The organism is Streptomyces sp. NPDC030991 (genome assembly GCF_055571235.1).
Map to the genome: position 1 here is coordinate 74,739 of NZ_JBVIFR010000010.1, position 12,150 is coordinate 86,888.

At 75.5% G+C, this 12,150-nt stretch carries 2 protein-coding genes and 1 pseudogene; all 3 read right to left on the reverse strand.

Going from position 1 to position 12,150, the window contains the following annotated elements; translation table 11 throughout:
- Positions 1–52 precede the first annotated feature (52 nt).
- Positions 53–1,321, reverse strand: a complete 1,269-nt coding sequence (locus ACZ45E_RS20350) for an activator-dependent family glycosyltransferase (RefSeq protein WP_468222419.1) — start codon at positions 1,319–1,321, stop codon at positions 53–55.
- A 9-nt stretch (positions 1,322–1,330) separates the two neighbouring features.
- Entirely contained in the window at positions 1,331–2,416 is a 1,086-nt protein-coding gene (locus ACZ45E_RS20355; RefSeq protein WP_468222421.1) for a cytochrome P450, read from the reverse strand.
- Positions 2,413–12,138 (reverse strand): annotated as a pseudogene (locus ACZ45E_RS20360) (SDR family NAD(P)-dependent oxidoreductase); the annotation flags it as partial. The pseudogene ACZ45E_RS20360 and the gene ACZ45E_RS20355, both read right to left, overlap by 4 nt.
- Between the last annotated feature and the right edge of the window lie 12 nt (positions 12,139–12,150).

Below are 12,150 nucleotides of genomic sequence, written 5' to 3' on the forward strand. Positions count from 1 at the left end.
AAGGCGCCTCGTCCCCAACTCAAGCTGCGCACTAGCGAGTTACGAAGGCGCTTCACGCCCGGTGCTCCGCGGTCATCCGCTCCAGCACCCGGACGACTTCGGTCGGCGCCGGTTCGGACAGGATCTCGTCGCGTACCTTCGCGGCGCCGTCACGGAATGCGGGGTCCTCCAGAACACGGACGACACTTTCCCGGAACCGGTCGACGGTCAGCTCCCCGACCGGCAGGGACACGGCCATGCCCGCCTCCGCGGCGAGCCGGCCCCGTTCGTCCGTGTCCCATCCGTGGGGCAGCAGCACCTGGGGCACGCCGTGGACCGCCGCGGTGTGCCAGGTGCCGGGGCCGCCGTGGTGGGCGATCGCGTCGCAGGTGGGCAGCAGGGCGTGCATCGGCACGAAGTCGACGGTGCGGACGTTGTCGGGGACGCGTGCGACCGATTCCAGCTGGTGGGCGTCGAGCGTGGCGACGAACTCGGCGTCGATGTCGGCGACGGCCTCCAGCATCTCGTCGGTGGCGATGGCCTCCACGCCGCTGTCGCGGCCGCCGACGCCGAGCGTGAGGCACACCCGGCGCCCGGCCGGCGGCTTCTGCAGCCAGTCCGGTACGACGGCGGGGCCGTTGTAGTCGACGTAGCGCATGCCCACGGTCGGCAGGCCCAGGTCGAGGCGCATGCTGGGCGGCACCGGGTCGATGGTCCACTGGCCGACGGCCATCTCCTCGTCGAACTCGGGCCCCGGGCGCACCCCGTGGCGGCCGAGGGTCCACTCGATCCACTCGGCGAAGGGGTCCTCGCGGTGTTCGGGCTCCTGCCGGCCGAGCAGGTCCAGGAAGGCGCGGCGGGACTTCGTGGTGATGTCGGGGCCCCACAGCAGCCGGGCGTGGGCCGCGCCGGTCACCTTGGCCGCGATCGGGGCGGCGAAGGTCAGCGGCTCCCATATCAGCAGGTCCGGCTGCCAGGTGCGGCAGAACTCGACCATGCCGTCGATCAGTGAGTCGGGGGTCATCAGGGCGAAGAGGTTGGGCGTCAACGCGGTCTGCATGCCCAGGAGATGGTCCCAGCCCGCGTTCGCCAGGGTGTCGTCGGCGAAGTCCAGGGACCGCACGTACTTGATCATGTCCTCGCCGACGGCGCTCATGTGCCCGACGAGGTCCACGTCCTGGCCCACGGGCACCGCCGTCAGCCCGGCCGCGGTGGTGATCTCGGTCAGCCCCGGGGACCCGACGACCCGGACCTCGTGTCCGGCCGCGCGGCAGGCCCAGGCGAGCGGCACCAGCGGGTAGAAGTGGGTCTTGCTCGTCATGGCGGAAAAGACGATCTTCATCGGCAGTCCTCAGATCTCGACCGGGCACCGGCTGATGCCCCGCAGTACGGGCGAACGGCGGCGGTGGACCACGGGGCCCGTCAGGGCCGCGCCGGGCAGCGCCCGGGCGAGGGCGCGCAGCGCGGCGCCCGCGTGCAGGGCGGCGAACTCGTCGAGCCCGTCCGGGTGGCCGACTCCGGAGGTCAGGGCCGGGGGCTCCGCGGCACGGTCCACGTCGAACCGGTCGGGCTGGGTGAACACCCGCGGATCGCGGTTGGCCGCCGCGACGGCCACCACCACCTCGTCGCCCGCGGCGATCGGTGTCCCCTCGACCGTCTGTCCGGCGGTGGCGTGGCGGACCTCCAGGTGGGCCGGGGGCGCGGTGCGCAGGGTCTCGGCCACGATGCGGTCCGCCAGGTCCGGGTCGTCGGCGAGGCGGCCGGCGAGGCCCGGGGTGCGGAGGGTGGCGAGCACGGCGTTGGCCACCGTGTTGGCCGCCATCTCGCAGCCGGCGCTCGCCGACACGCCGTCCGCTCCCGTCTGTCGGCGCAGAGCGGCCAGCGCGGCCACGGTCTGTTCGGTCACCGCGAGGGTCTGCGGGGTCAGCCGGGCGTCCAGGGCCGTGGCGCTCGACCGCAGCAGGCCGGCGACGGCCGGGGCGTCCGCGCCCCGGGCGCCGAGGTGCGCGGTCGCACGGCGCAGCGGTATCTCGCGCGCCAGGTCCCGCATCAGGTCGAAGCGCGCCCCCGCCTGCCCCAGCAACTCCCTGTACTCCAGGGCCAGTTCATTGACGTCGGCGGGTGGTGGGCCCGCGGCGGACCGTACGCCGAGGAACGGCCGCGCCCAGTCGGCGGCCGCCTCGCCCGCGTCCCGGGTGAACCCCGGGCTCCGCAGCACCTGGGCGGCGGCGGCGTACCGGGTCACGACCCAGGCGCCGGAGCGGCCGCGGAAGAGGCCGTCGGACGCCGAGCGGATCCGTTCGTACCAGCGGCCCGGTGTGTCGTCCTGTCCGCACAGGAGCATCGCGTACGGGTCGCCGTTCACGCCGAAGGCCCAGTACCAGCCGCGGGCCATCTGGAGCCGGCTGCCGAGCCGGCCGCGGTCTGTGGTTGTCATGCCAGGTTCCCTGTCCATGTGTGAATGCGGTCGGCGACGGCTTCGGCGTGCTCCTGCACCATCGAGAAGTGGTTGCCCGGCACGTCCGCGCGGTCGTGCGGGAACGGCCAGGTGGCCTGCCAGGACCCGTCCTCGGGCCACTGCCCCAGCGGTTCGGTGGCGCGGACGAGCAGCGTCGGTACGGCCAGGTCCCGGGGCTGCCAGGCACGGGTGAAGCGGTGGTAGGCGCCCAGGGCGGTGAGCCGGGTGTCGTCCACCCGCACGCCGTCGCGGCCGAACATCGTGGCGGTCAGCTCACCGAGCCAGCCCTGCACCGTCTGCTGCTGTCCGGGCGGATAGACGTCGATCAGGACGATGCCCCGCGGCGGGCGGCCCCGGTCGGCGAGTTCGGCGCCCAGCGCGTACGCCATCAGGGCGCCCGCGGAGTGGCCGACGAGCACGAACGGACCGTCCGCCGACTTGAGGACGGCGTCCGCCTGGACCCCGAGGACCGCAGCCAGAGACGCGGGCAACCGCTCCCCCGCCTCGTAGCCGGGCTGGGGCAGCGCGGACACCGGCAGCCTGCCCTTGAGGGCGGCGGCGATCCGGAGGAACTCGTGCGGCCCCGCCACCGGCGCCGTACCGGCGCAGCAGATCACCCGGACCTCCCCGGGGCCCGCCGCCAGCTCCACGAGGCCGAGCGGGGCGGCGAGGTCGTCGGGGCCCTCGAACCGGTCGCGGTGGCCCGCGAGTTCGCCGAGCAGCTCCAGGTAGGAGTCGAACCGCCCTTCCCGTACGGACCGCTCGTAGAGGGTGCGCAGCATGCCGCCCCCGTCGGCGGCCGGGGTGTGCGGGATCCCGGACGTGAGCAGGGGCCGCAGGTGGGCGGCGACGTCGGTGACGGAGGGGTGGTCGAAGACCAGGGTGGTGGGCAGGGCGAGGCCGGTGGCCTCCTGGAGCCGGTTGCGCAGCCCCACCGCCGTCAGGGAGTCGAACCCCAGCTCGGTGAAGGGCTGCCGGGGGGCGACCGCGTCCGGGTTGGGGTGCCCGAGTACGGCCGCGACCTGCGCGCGGACCCAGGCGGCGAGCGTCGCCTCCGCCTCGTCGTCGGAGAGCCCGGAGAGCCGTTCGCGCCAGGTGGGGCCGGGCCCCGGCCCGTCCGCGGCGGGCGCGGCGGGGGTCTGCCGGGCGGTGGTGGGCAGCTCCTCGACGAGCGGGCGCGGCCGGGCGGCGGTGAAGCCGACGGCGAACCGGTCCCAGTCCACGTCGGCGACCGACACGGTGACGTCCCGCTGGTCCAGGGCCTGTTGGAGGGCGCGCAGCGCCTTGTCGGGGGCCATCGGGCGCAGCCCGCGCCGGATCAGTCCTGGCAGGTCCGCGTCGGCCATCCCGCCGTCGGCCCAGGCCCCCCAGGCGACGCTGGTGGCGGCCTTGCCCCGGGCCCGGCGCCGGTGCGCGAGGGCGTCGAGGTGGGCGTTGCCCGCGGCGTAGGCGCCGAGCAGGCCGCTGCCCCAGACCCCCGCGTTGGAGGAGAAGAGCACGAACGTCTCGGCGTCGGGGCAGAGTTCGTCCAGGAGCCGGGCGCCGGCCGTCTTCACCCGGGTCACGCGCGCCAGTTCGGCCGGGTCGAGGCCGGCCAGGGCCCGGCCGTCGGGGACACCGGCCAGGTGCATCACCGTACGGATCGGGTCGCCCTGTTCCGTCAGTCCAGTGACCAGTTCCGTCAGCCGGCCGCGGTCGGTGACGTCGCAGGCCGCGAAGGTCACCCGGGCGCCGAGGGCGGTCAGCTCCGCCGCGAGCTCCGTGTGGTGCGGGGCCTGCCCGGCCGACCTGCCGACCAGCACCAGATGGTCCGTCCCGGTGCGGGCGAGGTGCCGGGCGACGTGGCCGCCGAGGACACCAGTGCCGCCCGTGATCAGCGCCGTGCCGGCCGGCCGCCACGGGGGCGCGCCGGGTGCGGGCGGGGCCTTGACGAGCCGCCGGACGTGGCAGCCGCTCTCGCGCAGCGCGATCTGGTCCTCGTCGCCCGCGCCCGCGAGGCAGTCGGTGAGCCGGCGCAGCACGGCTCCGGTGGGCCGGGCGGGCAGGTCGAGCAGGCCGCCCCAGCGGGCGGGGGCCTCCAGGCCCATCACGCGTCCGAGGCCCCAGACCATGGCCTGGGCGGGGTCGGCCGGGTCCGCCTCCCCGACGGCCACGGCCTCGCTCGTCACCAGCCACAGGGGCGCGTCGATGCCCGCGTCGCCGAGCGCCTGGTGGAGGGTGAGGCCGGCGGTGACGGGCCGCAGGTCGTCGCTGTCGGCCGCCGCTGCCGTCCGCGTCGCCCCGGCCGTCTCCAGTGCCTGGAGGGAGAGCACCGCCGTGATGTCCGGCGCCGCCTCCGGCAGCTCCCGCAGTTCGCGCGTGAGCCCGTCCCGTCCTGCCGCCACGGCGTCGGTCGTGAGCCGCAGGACCGAGGCGCCGGCTTCCTCGACGGCACGGGCCACGGCGTCCTGCCGCGGGTCGGCGCCGGAGCCGACGACGAGGTATCTGCCGGTGAGCTGTCCCGCGGCCGGGGAGAAGGGGCGCCATACGATGCGGTGGCGCCACTCCGCCACCCGGTCGGGTATCTCGGGCGCCAGCCAGTAACGCTGGTGCTCGAAGGGGTAGTTGGGCAGTTCGACGGGGTCCGTGGCGGGGAGGACGGCCCGCCAGTCGACGGGTATGCCGCCCGCGTGGGCGCGGCCGAGTTCGCGGACGAAGTGCCGTTCGCCCGTGTCGCGGTGGAGGCTGCCGAGGACCAGCGCCTCGCTGCCGGAGCGTTCGGCGGTCTCCTGGACGCTGGTGGTCAGCACGGGGTGCGGGCTCACCTCGACGAAGGTGTCGTAGCCGTCGGCGAGGGCGGCGCCGACCGCCGCGTCGAAGCGGACCGGGGAGCGGAGGTTGTCGTACCAGTACGCGGCGTCCATGGTTTCGGTGTCGCAGCGTGCGCCGCGCAGCGTGGAGTAGAGCGGTGTCGTGGACGGCCGCGCGGTCACGTCCGCGAGGTCGGTGAGGACACGCTCCCTGACCCGCTCCATGTGGGGCGAGTGCGAGGCGTAGTCGACGGGGATGCGCCGGGCCCGTACGCCGTCCGCGGCGCAGCGTTCCTCGAACGCGGTCAGCGCCTCTGGGTCGCCGGCCACCACGACCGAGGCCGGGGAGTTGACCGCGGCGACACCGATGCGCCCGGACCGGTCGGCGATCAGTTCCCGGACCCGCTCCTCGGACAGTGCTACGGAGGTCATGCCGCCCGCGCCGGCGAGTTCGGCGAGGGCGCGGGCCCGCAGGGCCACCACACGCGCCGCGTCCGGCAACGACAGGGCGCCCGCGACACACGCCGCCGCGATCTCACCCTGGGAGTGCCCGACCACAGCGTCCGGCTCCACCCCGCACGCCCGCCACAGCCGCGCCAGCGACACCATCACCGCGAACAACACCGGCTGGACCACCTCGACGCGCTCCAGCGACGGCGCCCCCTCCACCCCCCGCACCACATCCACCACCGAGAACCCCGCCACCTCCGCCAGCGCCGCATCACACTCCGCCAACGCGTCCGCGAACACCGGCACACCGAGCAGACCCCGGCCCATCCCCACCCACTGCGAACCCTGACCCGGGAACACCCACACCACCCGGCGCCCCCCACCACCGACACCCGTGAGGAGGCCGGGAGCGGGCAGCCCTTCCCGGAGCCGCGCCAGGAGGTCCTGGGCGGTCCCGTGGTCCTCGGCCAGGACGACGGCGCGTTTCTCGTGGTGGGTGCGGCCGGTGGCGAGCGAGCGGCCTACGCGCTCCAGCGCGTCCGCGCCCGTCAACAGCGGGGCCAGGCGCTCGGCTTGGGCGGTGAGGGCGGTCTCCGTGCGTGCGGAAAGCACCAACGGCACCACACCCGCCGCCTCCAGCACCCCCACCGAACCCGCACCCGCCTCCGGCACGACCCCGGCAGGCGGCTCCTCCACGATCACATGCGCGTTCGTCCCACTCACCCCGAACGCCGACACCCCCGCACGACGCACACGCCCCGCAACCCGCGGCCACCCCCGCGCCCGCCGCAACACCTCCACCCCACCCGAAGCCCACTCCACATGCGACGACGGCTCCTGCGCATGCAACGTCGCCGGAAGCACCCCATGACGCAACGCCAACACCATCTTGATCACACCCGCCACACCCGCCGCCGCCTGCGCATGCCCGATATTCGACTTCAACGACCCCAGCCACAAAGGCCGTTGAGGATCCCGGTCACGCCCGTACGTCGCCAGCAACGCCTGCGCCTCGATCGGATCACCCAGCACCGTGCCCGTGCCATGCCCCTCCACCACATCCACATCCGCCGGGGAGAGGCCGCCCGAGGCGAGGGCCTGACGGACCACCCGCTGCTGTGCCGGGCCACTGGGCGCGGAGAGGCCGTTGGACGCGCCGTCCTGGTTCACCGCGCTCCCCCGCAGGACGGCCAGGACCTGGTGCCCGTTGCGCCGGGCGTCCGAGAGCCGCTCCAGCACCACCAGACCCACGCCTTCGGCGAAACCGAAGCCGTCGGCGTCGTCGGAGTACGCCTTGCACCGTCCGTCGGCGGCGAGCGCGCCCTGCCGGGCGAACTCCGTGAACACTTCAGGACCCGCCATCACCGACACACCACCCGCCACCGCGAGCGACGACTCACCGTCCCGCAACGACCGCGCCGCCAGATGCAACGCCACCAACGACGACGAACACGCCGTGTCCACCGTCAGCGCCGGACCCTCAAGACCCAGCACATACGCCACCCGCCCCGACGTGACGGCAGGGGAGCCGCCGGTGAGGAGGTAGCCCTCGCTGTTCTCGGGGAGCTCGACCCCGTGGCCGTAGCCCTGGTAGGCGGCGCCCAGGAAGACGCCGGTGGCGCTGGCCCGCAAGGTGCGCGGGTCGATGCCGGAGTTCTCCATCGCCTCCCAGGCGACCTCAAGGACCTGGCGCTGCTGCGGGTCCATCGCCAGCGCCTCGCGCGGCGAGATCCCGAAGAACGCCGGATCGAAGTCACCGGCGGCGTCGAGGAAGTTGCCGTAGCGGGGTCCGGCCGTGCCGTCGGCGGCGGTGTCGCCCAGCCGGTCGAGGTCCCAGCCGCGGTCGGTGGGCAGCTCCGAGACGGCGTCGCCGCCGGCGGAGATGAACTCCCACAGTTCCTCGGGGGTGTCGACGCCGCCGGGGAACCGGCAGGCCATGCCCACGATCGCGACCGGGTCGTCCCCGGCGGCCTCGGCGACCCCGGCGACGGCCGCCGGACGCGGGTCCGGCGTACCGGCCGGGGGCTGTTCCGGGCCGAACAGCCGGTCGAGCAGATAGTCGGCGAGAGCGGTCACCGTGGGCCGGTCGAAGACGAGGGTGGACGCCTCGCGCAGTCCGGTCGCCGCGGTGAGCCGGTTGCGCAGCTGCACCGCGGTCATCGAGTCGAACCCGGCGTCCCGGAAGGCCCGGTCCGGGTCGACGGCCTTGGCGTCGGCGTGCCCGAGCACCGCGGCGGCCTCGGCCCGCACCAGGCGCAGCAGCTGGTCGCGGCGCTCCTTGGCCGACAGCGGCAGCAGTTTCTCGTGCAGCCGGGAGCGGCCCTGGGGCGCGTCGTCCACCGTCCCGCCGGCCGGGGTGGCGGCGGGTGCGAGCTCGTCGAAGAGCGGCCGGTGCCGTGCGGCGCCCATGAGGTCGAGGAACGCGGGCCTGTCGAGGTCGGCGACGGAGACGCAGACCTCGTCGCGGGCCAGGCAGGTGTCCAGTTCGGCGAGGGCGTCCTCGGGCGCCATCGGCCGTACGCCCTGGCCGCGCAAGAACTCCTGGCCCGCGCCGCCGGCCATGCCCGGCCCGTCCCACAGCCCCCACGCGACGGAGACCGCGGGCAGTCCGCGGTGCCGGCGCCGCTGCGCGAAGCCGTCGAGGAAGGCGTTGGCCGCCGCGTAGGCGCCTGCCCGGGCCGCGCCCCACACCCCGGCGTTCGACGCGAACAGGACGAACGTGCCGGCGTCCGGGCAGAGCGCGTCGAGGTGTGCCGTTCCGATGGTCTTGGCGGCGGTGACGTGTGCGAACTCCTCCTCGGTGATGCTCTCCAGCGGCGTGGACTGGGGGACCCCTGCCGTGTGGAAGACGGCGTCGACGGAGCGGCCCGCCGCCCGTTCGGCGGCGATCAGTCCGGCCAGCGCGTCCCGGTCGGTGACGTCGCAGGCCGCGAGGGTGACCCCGGCGCCCGACTCGCGGATGTCGGCGGCCAGTTCGTCGGCGCCCGGGGCGTCGGGGCCGCTGCGGCCGGCGAGGACGAGATGCCCGGCGCCCGCGCGCGCGAGGCGGCGGGCGACCTGGGCGCCGATGCCGCCGGTGCCGCCGGTGACCAGGACCGTGCCGAGCGGCGGCCGTACGGGGGCACCGGCCGGGGTGTCGTGCGGAGTGTCGGCCGGGGCGGGCACGAGCCGGGGGACCTTGGCCCCACTCGCGCGGAGCGCCACCTGGTCCTCGTCGCGGGGCCCGGCCAGGACCGCCGTCAGCCGGGTGCCGAGGTCCTCGTCCGGCGCGGGCAGGTCGACCGAACCGCCCCAGCGCGTGGGGTGTTCGAGGCCGATGACCCGGCCGAGGCCGCTGACGGCCGTCTGCGCGGGGTCGGGTTCGCCGTCCTCCTCGGACACGGCGACGGCGCGCGAGGTCAGCGCCCACAAGGGTGCCTCGATGCCGGCGTCGCCCAGTGCCTGGGCGACGGTCAGGGTCCGCCAGGCCGGCAGGTGCGAGGCAGCGGGTCCGTCCTCGGCGGCGAACAGGGCGACCAGCGAGATCACCGCCGTCGGCACCGCGCCGGTCACGGCCGCGCGCAGGGCCGCCGCCGCCGTGGCGCGTTCCTGTCCGCCGCAGTCGACCGCGGTGACCGTGGCCCCGGCGCGTTCGAGGGCCCGGCGCGTCATGTCGTGCCAGGCGTCCGGGACGTGACGCCCCGTCACGAGCAGGTAGTGGCCGGGGAGGGGGGCCGCGTCCCACACGGCGTCCCGCCACTGGATGCGGTAGCGCCGCCCCGCGTCGGCGGGTCCGGCGCGGTGGCCGGGCGCGGTGTGCCAGAACGGGCGGTGCTGGAAGGGGTAGCAGGGGAGTTCGGCCGCCGTGCCGGACGGCAGCGCGGGCCGCCAGTCGACGCGTACGCCTCGCACATGGGCCTCGGCGAGCGCCGCCAGGAAACGGTCGGTGCCGCCCGCGTCGCGTCGCAGGGTGCTCAGGACCGCGGCGTCGGCGCCGATCGCCTCCACCGTCGCCTCGATGCCGGGGGTGAGGACGGGTTGCGGGCTGACCTCGATGAAGGCGTCGAAACCCGCCTCCGCCAGCAGGCGCGTACCCGTCTCGAAGCGCACCTGTTCGCGCAGGTTCCGGTACCAGTACTCGGCGCCCATGAGCGCGGTGTCGATCGGCTCGCCGGTGGTCGTGGAGTACAGGGGCACGGGTGCGGACCTGGCCACGACGCCGGAGAGGGCCGCCGTCAGTTCCTCGCGCAGCGGCTCGACCATGGGCGAGTGGGAGGCGTAGTCCACCGGGATGTTCCGGGCGCGGACGCCGTCGGCCGCGCAGACGGCGAGCAGCGCGTCCAGTTCGGCGCGGGGGCCGGCCACCACGACGGCGCCGGGGCCGTTGACCGAGGCGATCGTCAGGGCGCCGCCGTAGGGGGCGAGCAGCGCCTCGGCCTGCGCCTCGGTGCGGGCCAGGGAGACCATGGAGCCGGTGCCGGCGAGGGAGCGCAGCGCCTTGGCGCGCACGGCGACCACCTGCGCCGCGTCCTCCAGGGAGAGGGCGCCGGCGACGCAGGCGGCGGCGATCTCCCCCTGGGAGTGCCCGATCACCGCGGCCGGTTCGACACCGTACGAGCGCCAGAGCGCGGCCAGCGACACCATCACCGCGAAGAGCGCGGGCTGCACGACGTCCACCCGCTCCAGGGGTGCGCCGCCGGCGATCACCTCGGTCAGCGACCAGTCGACGTAAGGGGCGAGCGCCTGCTCGCACTCCCGCATGGAGCGGGCGAACTCCGGTTCGGTGGCGAGCAGTTCGGCGGCCATCCCCGCCCACTGCGAACCCTGCCCGGGGAAGACCATCGCGACCTTGCGGCCGGACCCGGCCGTGCCGGTGACGGCGTGCGCGTGCGGCTCCTGCGCCGCCACGGCGCGCAGGGCGGCGAGGGCGTCGTCACGGTCACCGACGACGACGGCGCGGTGCGCGAACGCGGTGCGCCGGGTGGCGAGGGTGTGGGCGGTGTCCGGCAGCGGGGCGGTGCCGGGCCGCTCCAGATGGGCGGCAAGACGGGCGGCCTGGTCGCGCAGGGCGTCCTCGGTCCTGGCGGACAGGAGCAGCGGGTACGGGCCGCTCCCCCGGCTCTCCGGGGCCGGTTCGATCTCCGGTGCCTCCTCCACGAGGACGTGCGCGTTGGTGCCGCTGATGCCGAACGAGGAGACTCCCGCGCGGCGCGTCCGGGGGGAGCGCGGCCAGGACCTGCTCTCGCCGAGCGGGGCGACGGCGCCCGTCTCCCAGTCGATCCGCGACGAGGGCGCGTCGAGGTGGAGGAGGCGGGGCAGCCGGCCGTGCCGCAGGGCGAGCACCGTCTTGATCAGGCCCGCGGCGCCGGCGGCGGCCTGCGTGTGGCCGATGTTGGCCTTCACCGAGCCGATCCACAGCGGGGCGTCCGCGGGCCGTCCGGCGCCGTAGGAGGCCAGCAGGGCGTGGGCCTCGATGGGGTCGCCGAGGGTGGTTCCGGTGCCGTGCGCCTCGACGTAGTCGATGTCGGCCGGGCCGAGCCCGGCGTCGTCGAGCGCCTGCCGGATCACCCGCTGCTGGGCCGGGCCGTTGGGCGCGGTGAGACCGTTGCTGGCGCCGTCCTGGTTGACCGCCGAGCCGCGCAGCACGGCGAGCACCCGGCGCCCCTCCCGCTGCGCCGTGGAGAGCCGTTGCAGGACGAGGAGGCCGGCGCCCTCGGCCAGGGCGAAGCCGTCGGCGGCCTCGGCGAAGGGCTTGCACCGGCCGTCCGCGGCGAGCCCGCCCTGGCTGTGGAACTCGGTGAACGCGCCGGGGGTGCTCATGACGGTGACGCCGCCCGCCAGCGCGGTGGTGCACTCCCCGCGGCGCAGCGACTGCATGGCGAGATGGGTGGCGGTGAGCGACGAGGAGCAGGCGGTGTCCACGGTCAGGGCCGGACCTTCGAGGCCCAGCGTGTACGCCACCCGGCCGGAGGCCACGCTGGACGCCGTGCCGGTGCCCAGGTAGCCGAGGACGTCCGGTGACGCCTCGTCGGGGCGCGGCCCGTAGTCGACGGCGCCGACCCCGGCGAAGACCCCGGTGGCGGTGCCGGCCAGCGACGCGGGGTCGAAACCCGCGCGCTCCAGGGCTTCCCAGGCGACCTCAAGGAGGAGCCGCTGCTGCGGGTCCATCGCGAGGGCCTCGCGCGGCGAGATGCCGAAGAAGTCCGCGTCGAAGCCGGCGGCGTCGTGCAGGAATCCGCCGGTGCGTACGCCGGGGGCGGCGGTGTCCCAGCCCCGGTCGGCGGGCGGGCCCGAGACGGCGTCGCCGTCGGCGGCGATCAGCTCCCAGAGGTCATCGGGCGAGTCGACGCCGCCGGGGAACCGGCAGCCCATGCCGACGACCGCGATCGGCTCGCCGGCCCGGTACTCGGTCTCCCGCAGCCGTGCGCTGACGGCCTCCAGGTCGCCGGCCGTGCGCCGCAGATAGCGGCGCAGTTTGCCCTCGGTGGTCTCCTG